Raw genomic sequence first — 16555 nt, 5'->3', positions numbered from 1 at the left:
TGCTGATGATTCTCATCTAATTGTTCGATTCGTCCGCTTTCGTGGTCGAGTTCGCGGCCACTTCCGGGGGCTTGCACTCGTTCGGATTGCCCGGCTGCAGGTAAGGCATGAGGATCGGTGCCATGCCCTTGAGTACCTGCACCGGCAGCGCCGAGGTGAACTTGAATGCCTCTGCCGAGCGCCCTGGCACGAAGGCGGTCAAGGTGCCGAAGTGGTTCTCACCCAGGAAGAACACGAAGGTGGCGGTGCGGTTGAGCGACCGCGAGCCGATCAGCCGGCCGCCGGCGCCAAAGCTTTCGATGCGGTTGTCACCGGTACCGGTTTTGCCGCCCATTACCAGGGGCGTGCCGTCCTGCAGCTTGAAACTGCCGGAAATGCGCCGCGCGGTGCCGGCATCGACCACCTGCGACATGGCACCTTTGAGGGCGCGTGCCACCTCGACCGGCAGAATCCGCACCCCCCGGTCCGGGTCGCTGATCAGTTTGGTTTCGTAGGGGGTGTTGGCGGCAAAATGCAGGGTGTCGATGCGCAGTGTGGGCAGGCGGATGCCATCATTCTGGATGATCCCGACCAGCTCCGAGAGGGCGGCAGGGCGGTCGCCCGAGCTGCCGATGGCGGTCGCCAGCGACGGCACCAGGTGGTCGAACGGGTAGCCCACGCGCTTCCAGCGCTGGTGGATGTCGAGGAACGCTTCGATTTCCACCATGGTGCGAATGCGGCTGTCGCGAGCGCCCTGGTGGCGGCTCTTGAACAGCCAGCCGTAGACCTCCTGGCGCTCGAAGCGGCTGGCGTTGACCATCTCGCTCAAGGTCGAACTGGGGTTCTTCAGCAGGTAGCCGAGCAGCCACAGGTCCAAGGGGTGGACCTTGGCAATGTAACCCTGGTCGGGCAGGTCGTACTTGCCCGGGCCATAGGCTTCGTACATCTCGGCCAGGCGGCCATCGCTGAGTTTGCCCAGGGCGCTCTTGTCACCCTTGAGGTGAGCGCGGACAAAGGCATTGAACGTTTGCTGGCCCGCTTCGGGGAACAGGTAGCGGTGCACGGCGGCCAACCGTTGCGGGGTCACGCGCATGCTGTCGAGGAAGGTATCCAGGCGCTGTTGCGAGGTCTTGCGCTGGTATTTCTTCCAGAAGCGCATCAGGTAGTTGGTGCCTTCCTTGTCGGCAAAGCGCGCCAGGTATTCCTGGCGACGCGGGTCGGCGTCATCCTTGAGCAGCGGTACGCGGTTGTAGGGCTGCTGGTAGGTCACATAGCGCACCAGGTCGCGCATCAGGCGGATGAAGGGCAAGTTGATCGACTCGCGCAGGGCATCCTTGAGCGTGGGGTTGCGGCTGTTGTCTTCCTTGCGGAAGTTGTTGAACACATGCATGCCGCCGCCGGTGAAAAATGCCTCGCCGGTGCTGGCCGAGTACTTGCGCTCCAGGGCGGCGTCGAGCATGGCATCCAGGCTCTGGTTCTTGCTGTTCTGCGCCAGCCAATCCAGTGACCATTGGGTGATGCGGTCAAGCTCGGCGACGTCGACCTTTTTCAGCTCGGCGACAGGCTTGCCGGCGTACTTGTCGTGCAGTTCGGCAATGATCTCCAGGTAGGTCGTCAGTACCCGCAACTTCGCCGTGGAGCCCAGCTCCAGCTTGCTACCTTCGTTGATGTCGAATGGTTGGTCGGTACTGTCGGTCTGCACCCTGACCCGCGAGCCATCGGCGGTGCGTTCGAACAGGGTGAAGCTGTAGCTCACCTGGTCGGTGGTCTTGGCGGTGAGCAGGCGCTCGCCGATCAGGCCGATCTGCGCAGCGAAAGCCGGGTCGGCAAGGTTTTTCAGGTATTGGCTGACCTGCAATTGCAGGTCGGCCTGCAGGGTGCTGGTAGCCGAGACATCGAGGCGGTCGAGGTCGTACAGCGGGCGGTTGAGCATGGCCGCCAGGCGGTTGCGCGCCAGGCTGATACCCTTGTTGGTGACGATGGGCACGATGGTCGGTTGCGCCACCCAGTCGCGGTACACCGCCTTGCTGGCCAGCGCTGCGTCGGCCAGTGGCTGATCTATGACCTTGTTGGCGGCCAGCACGCGGATGTGCGAATCGGTCAGCTCGGCCAGTTCCACCCGGCCTTTGGACAAGTAATGCGAGGGCCGCCGCTGGGCAATCATCAGCGACAGCACCTGGCGCAGGGCCAGGCCGCGCGCCGCCATGCTTTGCGGGTCGGTGGCGGTGGACGTCAGCGCCTGGTTGACCTGGTCGAAGTCGGCGCCGTACCACACCCGCAGCCCCTCGGCCATGCCGTGCACCTCGCCGTGGCCAGGCACGGCCGACAGTGGCACGCTATTGAGGTAGTCACGCACGATGCGTTTGCGCGCCTCGGTGGTGTCGGGGCCGCCCTGGTACGCGCGCACGCTGGCCGAAATCATCTGGCGGATCTTCTCGGCCCCCGATACGGTCAGGCCATCTGGGGAGTGGCGATACTTTTCCAGTTGCGTGGCCAGGGTGCTGCCACCCGCCGACTGGCCAGGCAGCGCCAGGTACTTGGCCACCTGGCTGTAGGCGGCCTTGGCGAAGCGCGGCCAGTCCACGGCCGGGTTGTTGCGCGGGTCTTGGGTGTCGAGCAGGTCGCGGTTCTCGATGAACAGCAGGCTATTGACCATCACGGGCGGGATGGCGGCAAAGTCGGGGTACAGGTGCTGCGGGTAGTTGTACTGGTAGAGCGTGTCGCCACGGCAGTCGGTGATCGACAGGCCCGCCTGGATCTTCTCGATATAGGGCACGAACAGCCCATGCTCGACGTAGTTCATCAACGCCGGGGAAAACCTGACCTGTTCGCTGATCAGGTAGTCACGCTTGAGCAGGCGCGGCAGAAATTCACCCAGGGCACTGTAGCCCAGGCGTTTGTCGAACGGCCCGTCACCGGGGTAGACGATGGCGTCGCTGGGGCCGGGCTGCAGCGAGTAGGTGAGGGTGCTGGCGAGCTTGCTGAATTCCCGCGACTGCAACTCGGACGTGCGAAATTCGTCGTAGGCGGCGAAGCCGACAGCCACCAGCGCCACCAGCACGATTAGGATGATCAGCCGCCACCATAGCCGACGCTGCCGGGGGGGCTTGCGTTGTGGCGTCTCGGCCGGCGGTGTCTCGGGTGCTTCCGTTCTGCTTGGTTCCGATTGCCACAGTGCGCCCATATTCTTCAATCCGGCCAGGTATTTTCGTCTTGCTTGCCTGAAGCTTAGACGGTGAGCGGGTAGGCGGAAACATTTGTCGGCGCTGATCAAGGTACCGGGGGCTCCGGAGAACTCGCTGATTATTCATGGATATACAGCGAAAACCCCTTCAGCGGTCTTCCTATACTGCTCGCCCCTTCGCCCTGCCGGGTTGCGCTGACCCGGCACGCAGGCCGGCCCAAGAGGCCAGCTTGGCAAGCCAAGGCCATGCCTATCGGCGTGGCGGGTGCTGCACGAAGGCAAATCCAATAACAAAATGAGGTTGAATCGCTATGCCAGTCGGCAACCACCCTGCCCATGGCCAGCCCACCCAAGGCGGCCCGCTCAAGCGTGAACTGGGCGAACGGCATATCCGTCTGATGGCGCTGGGCGCCTGTATCGGTGTCGGTCTTTTCCTAGGCTCGGCCAAGGCCATCGAAATGGCCGGCCCGGCCATCATGCTGTCCTACATCATCGGTGGCCTGGCCATTCTGGTGATCATGCGCGCCCTTGGTGAAATGGCCGTGCACAACCCTGTCGCCGGCTCGTTCAGCCGCTATGCGCAGGACTACCTCGGCCCGTTGGCGGGCTTTCTCACTGGCTGGAACTATTGGTTCCTGTGGCTGGTGACCTGTGTTGCGGAAATTACCGCGGTAGCCATCTACATGGGGATCTGGTTCCCCGACGTGCCCCGCTGGATCTGGGCCCTGGCGGCGCTGGGCAGCATGGGGGCGGTCAACCTGGTAGCGGTCAAGGCCTTCGGCGAATTCGAGTTCTGGTTCGCCCTGATCAAGATCGTCACCATCATCGCCATGGTGCTGGGCGGCGTCGGCATCATTGCCTTCGGCCTGGGCAATGACGGTGTGGCAGTGGGCATCGCCAACCTGTGGAGCAACGGCGGCTTCATGCCCAATGGCGTGACCGGCGTGCTGATGTCGCTGCAGATGGTGATGTTCGCCTACCTGGGCGTGGAAATGATCGGTTTGACTGCCGGTGAAGCCCGTAACCCGCAAAGAACCATTCCGCAGGCCATCGGCTCGGTGTTCTGGCGCATCCTGCTGTTCTATGTCGGTGCGTTGTTCGTGATTCTGTCGATCTACCCGTGGAACGAAATTGGCAGCCAGGGCAGCCCGTTCGTCATGACCTTCGAGCGCCTGGGCATCAAGACCGCCGCGGGCATCATCAACTTCGTGGTCATCACCGCGGCGCTGTCCTCATGCAATGGCGGCATCTTCAGCACCGGGCGCATGCTCTATAGCCTGGCGCAGAACGGCCAGGCCCCGGCGGCCTTCGCCCGTACCTCGAACAACGGGGTACCCCGCAATGCGCTGCTGCTGTCCATCGGCGCGCTGCTGCTGGGTGTGCTGGCCAACTACCTGGTGCCGGAGAAGGTCTTCGTCTGGGTGACGTCGATTGCCACCTTTGGCGCAATCTGGACCTGGGTGATGATCCTGCTGGCGCAGTTGAAATTCCGTGCCGGCCTTACCCCTGCCGAGCGCCAGGGGCTGAAGTACCGCATGTGGTTGTGGCCGCTGAGCTCTTACCTGGCATTGGCGTTCCTGGTGCTGGTGGTGGGCCTGATGGCGTACTTCGAGGACACCCGGGTGGCGCTGTACATCGGCCCGGCATTCCTGGTACTGCTGACCGTGCTGTACCACGTGTTCCGGTTGGCACCCAAAAACGTGCAGGGTACGGCCAGTACCGCTTCCTGACCTGAGTTGGCCGGGGCCGCGCTGCGGCCCATCGCCGGCAAGCCAGCGCCCACAGGGATCGCAGCAGGGCTGCCAAGCAGCCCCCGGGGCGCGTCAGGCCGCCACCTCACTGTGCGGCTCGAAGCTGTCGGCCCTGGCCAGCTGCCACATGCGCGAATAGAACTGGCCATCCACCTCGCCGGTGAGCAGCTCGCCCGGCTTGAGGAACACATGCATCTGCGAGAACAGCTTGATCTCGGTGGCCGAGATGCGGCGCACCAAGTGCTTGGCCTCCAGCTGTGCCGGGTGCTCCAGGCCAGCCGCCGCCAGCATTTCTGCCAGCGCGCGCAAGGTGTTGTGGTGGAAGTTCAGCACCCGCTGGGCCTTGTCCGGCACTACCAGCGCACGTTGGCGCAGCGGGTCTTGCGTGGCCACGCCAGTGGGGCATTTGTTGGTGTGGCAGCTTTGCGACTGGATGCAGCCAATGGCGAACATGAAGCCGCGCGCCGAATTGGCCCAGTCGGCGCCAATGGCCAGCACGCTGGCGATGTCGAAGGCGCTGACGATCTTGCCGCTGGCGCCCAGCTTGATCTTGTCGCGCAGGTTCAGCCCGACCAAGGTGTTGTGCACGAACAGCAACCCCTCACGCAGGGGCACGCCAATGTGATCGGTGAATTCCACCGGCGCCGCGCCGGTGCCGCCTTCCTTCCCATCGACGACGATGAAATCCGGCAGGATACCGGTCTCCAGCATGGCCTTGGCGATGCCCATGAACTCCCACGGGTGGCCCAGGCAGAACTTGAAACCCACCGGCTTGCCGCCGGACAGTTCGCGTAGCTGGGCGATGAACTGCATCATCTCGATGGGGGTGGAAAAGGCGCTGTGCCGTGATGGCGAAATGCAGTCTTCGCCCATCAGCACGCCACGGGTCTCGGCAATTTCCTGGGTGACCTTGTGCTTGGGCAGGATGCCGCCATGGCCAGGCTTGGCGCCCTGGCTCATCTTCACTTCGATCATGCGCACCTGCGGGCTACGGGCTTGTGCGGCGAAGCGCTCAGGGTCGAAACGCCCGTCCGCGGTGCGGCAGCCAAAGTAGCCGCTGCCCAGTTCCCATACCAGGTCACCACCGTGTTCACGGTGGTACGGGCTGATGCTGCCTTCGCCAGTGTCATGGTGGAAGTTGCCCAGTTTGGCGCCCTGGTTGAGCGCGCGGATAGCGTTGGCGCTGAGCGAGCCGAAGCTCATGGCCGAGATGTTGAAAATCGAGGCCGAATACGGCTGGCTGCACTGCGGCCCACCAATGATGATGCGGAAGCTGGCCGGGTCGGCCAACGGCGCCGGGCGCATGGAGTGGCCAATGAACTCGAAGCCGGACTGGTACACATCGATCAAGGTGCCGAACGGTTTGTCGGAAGCTTCGTTCTTGGCCCGGGCATACACCAGCGAGCGCTGCGCACGGGAGAACGGCAGTGCGTCGCTGTCGGACTCCAGCAGGTACTGGCGGATCTCCGGGCGGATGGCCTCTACCAGGTAGCGGATGTTGCCCAGGATGGGGTAGTTGCGGCGCACGGCGTGGCGCTGCTGCAGCAGGTCGAACAGCCCGATCAGGCTGAGAACGCCGGCGGTCAGGGTGAAGGGCCACAGCCATTCATGCTGGCTGAAGGGCAGGCTCGCCAAGGTGAACAGGACACAGGCGGCGAAGAAGGCATAGCGGCTGAGAAGTGACAGGCTCATACGGGGTCCTTGCGATGGCGCGGTCAGGCTCAGGGCCTGGGGGCAAACCCCGACCATAGCCAAGTTGCCGGGCGCTGCAAATTAAAATCGGGGTAGCGAAAATCATTCTCGCCACGCCAAGCCTCAGCAGCCCTGGTCCATGCTCGGCAAGGCAGGCTGTTTACGGTGCCCCGCGCAGCAGCTTCTGTCGCCAGCTTTCCTGCTCGTGCGCGGGCGCCTCGCTCAGGTACACAGGGCGCCCGGCCACGCGCTTGGCCACTGGCACGCCGTCGCGGTACAGCAGGCGGTTGCCGCTCACCGCCGGCACCTTCACCCCCGGCAGCAACGAGCCGATCAGGTTCAGCGGGTCACTGGCACTGACCACCTGCAGTGCGCCGTCCGCCTCGCGCCGGCGTAACTGGCGCAGCAACCCAACCGCCTCCGGCAAGGCAAATTGTTCACCGGCCAACCCGGCAATGAAGCGCCCCCCGCGGATCTCGCCGCGCGCCTCCAGCCGGTGGTAGCAGCGCAGCAGTTCCCGCCACGGCGGCAGTACATCGCTCTCGCGTTCCAGCAGCCGCCAGCACACCACGCCATAGCGCCTTAGCAGGGCGTGGGCGATGTGCTCCAGGCGCTGGCTGTCATCCGCCGTGCCCTGGCGCAGCAATGCCCAGCGCCCGGCATGGGACATGCTGCTGGACAACGGTGCATGGCCGCGCCGGCGGGGGCGTGAAGCGCGTTTCGCCGCCGGGGCGATCAGGCTGCGCAGGCCAGTGAAGCTGTCGGCACCTACCAGGCCGGCACCCACCAGTTCCTGCAACGCTGTTTCCAGCTCGCTGGGCAGCAGGCGGGCATCGTGGGTCAGTTCGTCGAAGAACAACGCGCCCTGAGCCTGCAGCACCTCATGTACCCGCTGCGCCCGTGCGCCAAGGCTCTGTACGGCAGGCGCGGGCGCCAGGCTGCGCCACAGCCCCAGGTGCTCCCGAGGCAGCAACACCAGCGGGGTGCTCGACAAGGTGCTGCCTGAGCGGCTCGCGGCCAACCGGCTCCAGGCGAATTGCCCGCTGCGGCACGCATCATCGAGCCAGTGGGGGCTGTAGTCGTGGATGCGTGCGGGCAGCAGTTCGGCCTCCCAGGCTGTGGCTGCACTGGGGAAGCCCTGCAACTGCCCAAGCACTTCGGCTACAGCCTGCGGGCCACGCAGGCGCGTGTCAGGTGCCAGGTGCTGCCAGTCGAACAGAAAACGCATGAAGTCCTGCAGGCTGACCGGCTCGATTTCGCGACGCAAGCGCTTGACCGTGTAGCGGTGGATGCGCGCCAGCAAATGGCGTTCGCACCATTGCAGCTCGTTGGCGGCCGGGCTGAAATAGCCGCGCAGCACATAACCTTCGGCTTCCAGGCGGGCCAGGGCCTGTTCGACTGCCTGCGGCTGCATTCCCAACGGCGCGGCGATCTGTACCAGCGTCTGTGGGCCATGGGCGCTCAGGCGGCCACGCAGCAGTTCGCCCAGGGCATTGTCGGGCTCGATGGGCTGGTCGAAGCCAGGCAACTGTTCCAGCGCCGGTTCGAGGGGCGTCGCCGGGTAGATCGCCTGCAGCAGGTTCAGGCGCTCGCGGGCCAGCCACAACTGCTCGCGGGGCAGGCGCAAGGCGCGGCCGGCCTTGGCCAGTTGCCAGAGGAACAGGTTCCAACCAGGGTTGGCGCTGACCTGCGCCTGGCTGATGGCGCCCAGGCTCATCAAGGTTTCGTGCATTTCGTCGCTATTGCGCGGCTGCGGCCAGGCCTCGGCGGCCACGGCAGCGATGGCGTCGGCGTCCAGTGCGCCCAGGTCGTCACTGCTGTGCACCTCGTTCCAGCGCCGGTTGAGCACCGCCTGGGTACGCCGCTCTTCCAGCGGTGCGTCGTCGAGGAACGTATAAGGCCGGGCATTGAGAATGGCCGACGCCAGCGGCGATGGCGCAGGCAGATCGCGGCACAGCAGGCGTACCGCCCCGCTTTCCATGCGCCTCAACAGGGCCAGCCAGCCCGTGCAATCCAGGGCCTCGTGCAGGCAGTCGTCGAGGGTCTGTTCGACCAGCGGGTGCTCGGGTATCTGCCGCTCGCCGGCGATATTTTCCAGGCAGGCGATCTGGTCGGGAAACACCGCGGCAACCAGGTCTTCGCTTTTCATGCGCTGGATTTGCGGCGCTACTTTGCGCCCGCCCACGAAGCGCGGCAGGGCCATGGCGACACTGGCGTTCCAGCGCCAGCGCACACCGAACAGTGGCGCTTCGAGCACGGCCTGTATGAGGAGGGCTTCTGCGGTGCCGCTTTTCAGGTAACGCCAGACCTCGTCGAGGTCGAAACTGTGGCTGGTGGACAGCGACAGCACGATGGCGTCCTCGCTGGCGGCCGCCTGCAGTTCGAAATTGAAGGTGCGACAGAAGCGTTTGCGCAAGGCCAGGCCCCAGGCGCGATTGATGCGGCTGCCGTAGGGCGAATGGATGATCAGCTGGGTGCCGCCGGAGGCATCGAAGAAACGCTCCATCACCAACGTTTCCTGCGAGGGCAGGGCACCGAGCACGTCGCGGGTACGGGCCAGGTAGTCGAGCAACTGCTCGGCGCAGTCTTCGCCCAGCTCGAACGTACCCTGCAGCCATGCCGACACCGCGCGGGTATCGCCGTCGGCCAGCGTCAGCTGCTGGTCAAGCTGTGCCTGCAGCCTGGCCACGGCCGCGGACAGTTCGTCGCTGCGGCCAGGCGCCTCGCCGAGCCAGAACGGAATGGTGGGCGGCAGCCCTTGGGCATCCTCCACCCGAACCCGGCCCGACTCGACGCGCAGAATGCGGTACGAGGCATTGCCCAGCTGGAAGATGTCGCCTGCGATGCTCTCCACCGCGAAGTCTTCATTGACGCTGCCAATGTTCAGCGCCTGCGGCTCCAGCAATACGCTGTAGTCGGCATTGTCCGGAAGGGTGCCACCGCTGGTCAGCGCGGTCAGCTGGCTGCCGCGGCGGCCCCGCAATGTGCCGCTTACCGCATCGCGGTGCAGGTAGGCACTGCGTACGCCCTGGCGGCCGTTGTAGCCCTCGGCAAGCATGCGCAGCAGGGCCTGGTAGTGCTGCTGGTCGAGGTGGGCATAAGGTGTGGCCTGGCGCAGGCAGTCGAACAACGCCTGTTCGTGCCACGGCTGGTTGCAGGCTTCGGCGACGATCTGCTGGGCCAGCACGTCCAGGGGCGCCCGGGGTATGTGCAGCGCCTCCAGTTCCCCCCGGCGTACGCAGTCGAGCAGGGCCACGCACTCGATCAGGTCGTCACGCGATGTCGGGAACAAGCGCCCTTTGGGCACGCCATCGACCTGGTGGCTGGCGCGGCCAACCCGTTGCAGGAAGGCGGCAATCGAACCCGGCGAGGCCACCTGGCAGACCAGGTCGATGTCGCCAATGTCGATGCCCAGCTCCAGTGACGCCGTGGCCACCAGCACCTGCAACTGGCCGTGCTTGAGCCGTTGCTCGGCGCTCAGGCGCAGCTCCTTGGCCAGGCTGCCATGGTGCGCGGCCACGGCATCCTTGCCCAGGCGGTCGCTGAGGTGGCGGGTGATGCGCTCAGCCAGGCGCCGGGTGTTGACGAATACCAGAGTGGTGCGATGCTCGCGGGCCAGGGCTGCCAGGCGGTCGTAGACCAGGCCCCAGACATCGGTGGCCATGACCGCCCCCAACGGTACCGGCGGCAGCTCGATGGCCAGGTCGCGTGGCCGGGCATGGCCAACATCGACAACCGCGCAGGGCCGGCCGCTCCCGACCAGAAACTGCGCCACCCGCGCCACCGGGCGCTGTGTGGCAGACAGGCCGATACGGCGCAAGGGCCGGCCTGCCAGGGCCTGCAAGCGTTCCAGGGTCAGCGCCAGATGCGCCCCGCGCTTGTTGCCGGCCAAGGCGTGGATCTCGTCGACGATTACCGTATGCACGTTGCGCAGGCCTTCACGACCAGACGCCGAACCCATCAGTACATACAGGGATTCGGGGGTCGTTACCAGAATGTGCGGTGCCAGCTTGCGCATGGCGGCGCGTTCTTTTTGCGGGGTATCGCCGGTGCGCACGGCGGTAGTGATGCGGGGTGCAGCCAGGCCCTGTTCTGCCAGGGCCTGGCTGATACCCTCGAGCGGGGCTTGCAGGTTGACGCGGATGTCATTGGACAGCGCCTTGAGCGGCGAAACATGGACCACCTGGGTCTGCGCCGGCAGCTGGCCCTGCTGCGCCAGGCCCTGGCAGAACAGTTCATCGAGCACGGCCAGGAACGCGCTCAGGGTCTTGCCCGAGCCGGTGGGTGCGGCCAACAGCATCGACTGGCCGCCATGGACCAAGGGCCAGGCCTGGGCCTGGGCATCGGTAACGGTTGCGAAGTGGCGGCCGAACCAGGTGCGTACGGCGGGGTGGAACAGTTCGAGCACCGGGTGCTGTTGGGCGGGCAGGTTCATGGGTTGGTTATGGAGGGGCATGGGCGCTTTGGCAAGGGGCCGTTCGTCTGGCCGGCACACGCGACAATGGCCTTGTCAGCCCAAGCGAGCCCGTGGGATCCTCCCCGGCCATTGTTGCCAGCGAGTTCAGCCCATGCCCAATACCATTCGTATCGCCGCCGCCCTGTTGCTCGACCCGCAGGGGCGCACCTTGCTGGTGCGCAAGCGTGGCACCGAAGCCTTCATGCAGCCGGGGGGCAAGATCGATGCGGGTGAAACGGCGCTGCAGGCACTGGTGCGCGAACTGCACGAGGAATTGGGCCTGCACATCGACCCGGCCCAGGCCGTGTACTTGGGCCAGTTCAGTGCCACGGCCGCCAATGAGCCCGGCTTCGAGGTGCAAGCCGAGCTGTTTCGGGTCGACAGCGCCGCCGCCGTGATCCCGGCGGCAGAAATCGAGGAGGTGGTATGGCTGGCTGCAGATCAGGCGCCTGACCAGCCACTGGCGCCCTTGACCCGCGACCTGATCCTGCCGCTGTACCGCCAGTTGCTCAACGCACCGCGCTGACGCCGTCGAGGGTGGCGAAGGAGGTGTCCTTGGCGGTCAGCAGAAAGTCGCGCATGTACGGCGCATCGAGCATGTCGGTGCGCACAGCGGCGTAAAGCGTGGCAAACAGGCCTTTCTCGCCCAGGCGCTTGCCTTTCACATAACCCCGCGCGCTGTACTCATGCAAAGCCCAGTGCGGCATGCCGCAGACGCCCCGGCCGCTGGCGACCAGTTGCATCATCATTACCGTCAGCTCCGAGGTGCGCACAGCGGCCGGCTCGATGTCGGCCGGTTCCAGGAAGCGGGTGAAGATGTCCAGGCGGTCGCGCTCCACCGGGTAGGTGATCAGGGTCTGGTCGAGCAGGTCCTGGGGCACGATATACGGCTTGCTGGCCAGCGCATGCTGGTTGGCGACCGCCAGCATGGCTTCGTAGGTGAACAGCGGCACGTAGGTGATGCCGGCCAGGTCCACCGGGTCGGAGGTCACCACCAGGTCAAGGTCACCACGGGCCAGGGCTGGCAAGGGTGCAAAGGCGAAGCCGGAGGCCAGGTCCAGCTCGACTTCCGGCCAGGCATCGCGGAACTGGTCGATGGTCGGCATCAGCCACTGGAAACAGCTGTGGCATTCGATTGCCATGTGCAGGCGCCCGGCGGTACCGCCGGCCAGGCGTGCGATGTCGCGTTCGGCACCCCGTAGCAACGGCAGGGTGGCATCGGCCAGTTGCAGCAGGCGCAGCCCGGCGCTGGTAAAGCGTATCGGCTTGCTCTTGCGTACGAACAGCGGCAGGCCCAGGCGTTCTTCCAGCTCCTTGAACTGGTGAGACAGCGCCGACTGGGTCAGATGCAGGCGCTCGGCGGCTTCCACAAGGCTGTCGGCCTCGCGCAAGGCATGAAGGGTTTTCAGGTGGCGGATCTCCAGCACTGCTGACTCCGGGGTGTGAATGGGGTGAACGAAGCAATGAGTTGAGTTTCGCTCATGTTGGCAACGCTGTCGACTGGGCGTAGCGCCGCACCGCCTGCGGCTGGCCCCACACCCACCGGGGCCCGAATACCCGCGCCGCAGGCGCTTCACACCGTTGTTGAGGTCAACCGAGGCCGTATTTTTTGACCTTGTCGAACAGCGTGGTCTTGGCCATGCCCAGCTCCTGGCTGGCCTGGCTGAGGTTGCCGCCGGTGCGTTGCAGTGCATCGCTGAGCAGGTTGCGTTCGAACGCCTCCACCGCCTCGGCAAAGCCCAGGCCTTGGCTGGCCCCCCCGCTGGGCCCTTTCTTGAACGCCGGCAGGCCCAGGGCATAGCGTTCGGCCACGTTGCGCAGTTCCCGCACATTGCCTGGCCAGTCGTGGGCGAGGAGGCGGGACAGGGTCTGGCTGTCCAGGGTCGGTGTTTCTCGATCGAAGCGCAGGGCCGATTGCTGCAGGAAGTGCTCGAACAATTGCAGGATGTCTTCGCGGCGCTCGCGCAGCGGTGGCAGCTCCAGGGTCACCACGTTCAACCGGTAGTACAGGTCGCTGCGGAACTGACCGCTCTGGCCCAGGCTATCGAGGTCGGCCTTGGTTGCCGCAATCACCCGGCAATCCACGGCAATGCTCTGGTTCGACCCCAACCGTTCCAGGGTGCGCTCCTGCAAGACGCGCAGCAGCTTGATCTGCAGGTTGATCGGCATGCTCTCCACCTCGTCGAGGAACAGCGTGCCGCCATTGGCGTGTTCGATCTTGCCGATACGGCGCTTGCCGGCACCGGTGAAGGCGTTGGCCTCGTGGCCAAAAATCTCGGTCTCGAACAGGTTTTCCGGCAGGCCCCCACAGTTCAGCGCCACGAAGGGCTGGCCCTGGCGACGGCTGAAGTCATGCAGGCAGCGTGCGACCAGTTCCTTGCCGGTGCCGGTCTCGCCCTCGATGAGCACGTTGGCCGAGGTGTCGGCCACATTGGCAATCAGCTCGCGCAGGTGCTCCATGGCCGGCGAGCGGCCGATGATACGGCCTTCCAGGCTGCTCTGTTCGGCCAGCTGGCGGCGCAAGGCAACCACTTCGCGCGACAGCCCCCGTTGCTCCAGGGCGCGGCGCACCACGTCGACCAGGCGTTCCGGGGAGAACGGCTTTTCCATGAAGTCGTAGGCACCATTGCGCATGGCGCCAACGGCCATGTCGATGTCGCCGTGGCCGGTGATCAGTACCACCGGCAGGCTGCGGTCGCGGGCCTTGAGGCGGTTGAGCAGCTCCAGGCCGTCGATGCCGGGCAGGCGGATATCGCTGACGACGATACCAGCGAAATCGTCGCCGATGCGCTCCAGCGCCTGCTCGGCACTGCCCACACCTTCGCAGGCGATGTCCTCCAGGGCCAGTGCCTGCTGGCAGCCGAGCAGCACATGCGGGTCGTCTTCGACGATCAGGACGGTAAGAGGCGCTTGGTTCATGGGTGCTCTGCCGATTCGTTAGGGGGCGAAACCAGGGGCAGGGCCAGGACGAAGGCGCTCCCGCCGGTGACGGGGTGCTCGACGTTGAGGCTGCCCTTGGCCGCAGCCGCAAGGCTCGCCGACAGGGTCAGGCCCAGGCCCAGGCCGTGTTCGCCCGGTTTGGTGGTGAAGAAAGGTTCAAACAGATGCTTGCGCGCCTCGGCGTCGATGCCGTGGCCATTGTCACGCACCTGCAAACGGTATTTGTCGCCCTGCACTTCGCCCTCCAGCCACAGTTCGGGCTGTGGCTGCGCAGCCATGGCATCGAGGGCGTTGCCGATCAGGTTGACCAGGATTTGCTCCAGGCGGGTCTGGTCGATGGCCAGTTGCTGGTCCTCGTAGTGGTTGTGCAGCTGCAAGTGGCAGGCGCTGATGCGGTTGCCCAGTACTTGCAAGGTGGCTTCTATCGCCTTGGCCAGGGAAGCCTGGCCACTGTGGTCGCTGCGCCGGGCGAACGAGCGCAGGCTGGCAGTGATGCGGCCCATGCGGTCAATCAGGTCGTTCATGGTGCGCAGGTTGGTGCTGGCGGTTTCCAGCGCCCCGCGTTCGAGGAAGCGCACCGTGTTGCCAGACAGCGTACGCAAGGCAGCCAGCGGCTGGTTCAGCTCGTGGGCGATGCTGGTGGACATCTGCCCGATGGCTGCCAGCTTGCCGGCCTGCACCAGCTCGTCCTGGGCGTGGCGCAGCGTTTGTTCGGCGTGCCGGCGCTCGCGAATCTGGCCTTTCAGGCGTTCGTTGCTGGCACGCAGGTCGGCGGTGCGTTCGGTAATCCGTCGCTCCAGCTGGCTGTTGGCTTCCTCCAGCGCCTCGCGTGCGGCCAGGCGGGTGGCGATGACTTTGCGCCGCTCGTTCCAGGCGATGCCGAGGATGGCCAGCAGGGCCAAGGCGACCCCCACCAGAATGCCCTGGACCATGGATTCGCGGCGCAGGTCCTGCAGCGGGGTGAGCAGGGTGAAATGCCAGGGCGTGTCGACCAGCCGGCGGGTCTGGGCCAGGTAGGCCACTTCGTGGGGCTCGCCGTGGGCAGTCTCGCTGTTGGCGGGGAAGGTCAGTTTTTCCACGCCATCGGCCAGGGTCTCGCGGGCCAGGGGCTGCAACTCGTTCAACGGCCACCAGTAATACTGCAGGCTGCGCGCCAGCCGTTCCTTGGTTTGCGCGGTCAGCGGGCGTACCGACTTCAGGCGCCTGGCTGGGTCGCTGGAAAGGATGATGATGCCATTTTCGTCGCTGACGAATGCCTCCAGGCGCGCCCGCTGCCAACGTTCTTCCAGGGTATCCAGGCGTACCTTGATCACTGCCACGCCAATGATCTTGCCGTGTTCCTCAAGCCCGTGGGCCAGGTAGTAGCCAGCCTCGCCCGTGGTACTGCCGATGCCGTAGAAGCGCCCAGGTTCGCCGCGTACGGCAGTCTGGAAATAGGCGCGGAACGACAGGTCTTCGCCCAGGAACGAATCGGCATCGCGCCAGTTGCTGGTGGCCTGGACCCGGCCATTGGTATCGAGCACGAAAATTGCCCGGCTGCGGCTGCGCCGGTTCAGGCCTTCGAGGTATTCGTTGACCGCCTGGCGCGAACCGCCATCCGGGTCGGTGAGCAGGTGCGAGACGCTGTCTTCCAGCTCCAGCAGGCTCGGCAGGTAGGTGTATTTGCTGATCTCGCTTTCGACCGTGCGCGCGTGCAGCTCCAGCTGGCGTTCACCGTTTTCGCTGAGGGTGCGGATACCGTTGCTCTCGCTGATCAGGTAGCCAGCCATACCCAGGCCGACCATCAGCAAAATGATCAGTGGTGGCAACAGCAATTGGCGGAGCAGGCGGGATTTCACGGCAGGCTTGGCAGGGAGAAGAAGCGAAGGATCGCATTTCATCACAGTGGCCTTGTCACGACCAGCGCCTGCTGCCCGATTGGGCAGCGGCGCCGACCGGTTCAATGAAGCAAAATCAGTGTTGCAGGATCTTGCTGAGGAAGTGCTGGGTGCGTTCGTGGCGGGCAGTCGGGTCGCCGAAGAACGCCTCCTTCTGGCAGTCTTCGATGATGTGGCCCTTGTCCATGAAGATCACGCGGTTGGCCACTTTGCGGGCGAAGCCCATTTCGTGGGTCACGCACATCATGGTCATGCCCTCGTGGGCAAGCTCCACCATCACGTCCAGTACTTCGTTGACCATCTCCGGGTCCAGCGCCGAGGTCGGCTCGTCGAACAGCATGACGATCGGGTCCATCGACAGTGCACGGGCAATCGCCACGCGCTGTTGCTGGCCACCGGACAGCTGGCCCGGGTGCTTCTTGGCATGGGCGCCAAGGCCGACGCGGTCGAGCAGGGCCAGGCCTTTCTTGGTGGCCTCCGCCTCACTGCGGCCCAGTACCTTGCGCTGGGCGATGGTCAGGTTTTCGGTGATGCTCAGGTGGGGGAACAGTTCGAAGTGCTGGAACACCATGCCCACCCGCGAACGCAGCTTCGGCAGGTTGGTCTTGGGGTCGGCAATGGAGGTGCCATCAACCACGATATCGCCCTTCTGGAACGGCTCCAGGGCGTTGACGCA

General features: G+C 65.2%; 9 protein-coding genes. 2 read left to right on the top strand and 7 right to left on the bottom strand.

What is annotated here, in order from left to right:
• Positions 1–16: 16 nt before the first annotated feature.
• Positions 17–3163, bottom strand: a complete 3147-nt coding sequence (locus tag APH30_RS05795; protein ID WP_054911931.1) for a transglycosylase domain-containing protein — start codon at positions 3161–3163, stop codon at positions 17–19.
• Between the two features lie 311 nt (positions 3164–3474).
• Here APH30_RS05795 and APH30_RS05790 point away from each other — a divergent pair, with 311 nt between their 5' ends.
• Positions 3475–4893 carry an amino acid permease gene (locus APH30_RS05790; protein ID WP_054911930.1) on the top strand — a complete coding sequence of 473 codons (1419 nt, stop codon included), beginning with the start codon at positions 3475–3477 and terminating at the stop codon, positions 4891–4893.
• 93 nt (positions 4894–4986) lie between these two features.
• Here the strand turns inward: APH30_RS05790 and APH30_RS05785 are convergent, their stop codons facing one another.
• Together APH30_RS05785 and APH30_RS05780 are read right to left on the bottom strand one after the other, a co-directional pair.
• A complete protein-coding gene (locus APH30_RS05785; RefSeq protein ID WP_054904042.1) occupies positions 4987–6606 on the bottom strand; it encodes an FMN-binding glutamate synthase family protein in 1620 nt (539 codons plus the stop codon).
• Between the two features lie 160 nt (positions 6607–6766).
• Complete coding sequence (locus APH30_RS05780) at positions 6767–11041, bottom strand: DEAD/DEAH box helicase (RefSeq protein WP_054911929.1); 4275 nt, start codon at positions 11039–11041, stop codon at positions 6767–6769.
• A gap of 133 nt (positions 11042–11174) precedes the next feature.
• On the opposite strand from APH30_RS05780, the gene APH30_RS05775 reads away from it, so the two are divergent.
• Positions 11175–11588, top strand: a complete 414-nt coding sequence (locus tag APH30_RS05775; protein ID WP_054911928.1) for an NUDIX domain-containing protein — start codon at positions 11175–11177, stop codon at positions 11586–11588.
• Here the strand turns inward: APH30_RS05775 and metR are convergent.
• From metR to APH30_RS05755, 4 genes are all read right to left on the bottom strand, one after another.
• Positions 11572–12489 (bottom strand): transcriptional regulator MetR, encoded by a 918-nt coding sequence (gene metR / locus APH30_RS05770; RefSeq protein WP_054911927.1) that lies wholly within the window; start codon positions 12487–12489, stop codon positions 11572–11574. The two genes, APH30_RS05775 and metR, sit on opposite strands and share 17 nt — an antisense overlap.
• Before the next feature lie 163 nt (positions 12490–12652).
• Positions 12653–13981, bottom strand: a complete 1329-nt coding sequence (locus APH30_RS05765; RefSeq protein ID WP_009684540.1) for a sigma-54 dependent transcriptional regulator — start codon at positions 13979–13981, stop codon at positions 12653–12655.
• Positions 13978–15882 (bottom strand): ATP-binding protein, encoded by a 1905-nt coding sequence (locus tag APH30_RS05760; RefSeq protein WP_054911926.1) that lies wholly within the window; start codon positions 15880–15882, stop codon positions 13978–13980. The genes APH30_RS05765 and APH30_RS05760 overlap by 4 nt, the downstream gene beginning before the upstream one ends.
• A 73-nt stretch (positions 15883–15955) precedes the next feature.
• Positions 15956–16555: amino acid ABC transporter ATP-binding protein (locus APH30_RS05755; RefSeq protein ID WP_054911925.1), on the bottom strand; the 600-nt coding region annotated here is incomplete at its 5' end.

Origin of the sequence: Pseudomonas sp. NBRC 111127 (assembly GCF_001320345.1) — a bacterium.
Taxonomy (GTDB): domain Bacteria; phylum Pseudomonadota; class Gammaproteobacteria; order Pseudomonadales; family Pseudomonadaceae; genus Aquipseudomonas; species Aquipseudomonas juntendi.
This window is presented reverse-complemented; position numbering and strand designations above follow the sequence as displayed.

Coding starts and splice junctions, on each gene's coding strand:
- APH30_RS05790 (WP_054911930.1), top strand. CDS start 3,475: ATGCCAGTCGGCAACCACCCTGCCCATGGCCAGCCCACCCAAGGCGGC.
- APH30_RS05775 (WP_054911928.1), top strand. CDS start 11,175: ATGCCCAATACCATTCGTATCGCCGCCGCCCTGTTGCTCGACCCGCAG.
- APH30_RS05795 (WP_054911931.1), bottom strand. CDS start 3,163: ATGGGCGCACTGTGGCAATCGGAACCAAGCAGAACGGAAGCACCCGAG.
- APH30_RS05760 (WP_054911926.1), bottom strand. CDS start 15,882: ATGAAATGCGATCCTTCGCTTCTTCTCCCTGCCAAGCCTGCCGTGAAA.
- APH30_RS05765 (WP_009684540.1), bottom strand. CDS start 13,981: ATGAACCAAGCGCCTCTTACCGTCCTGATCGTCGAAGACGACCCGCAT.
- APH30_RS05785 (WP_054904042.1), bottom strand. CDS start 6,606: ATGAGCCTGTCACTTCTCAGCCGCTATGCCTTCTTCGCCGCCTGTGTC.
- APH30_RS05780 (WP_054911929.1), bottom strand. CDS start 11,041: ATGAACCTGCCCGCCCAACAGCACCCGGTGCTCGAACTGTTCCACCCC.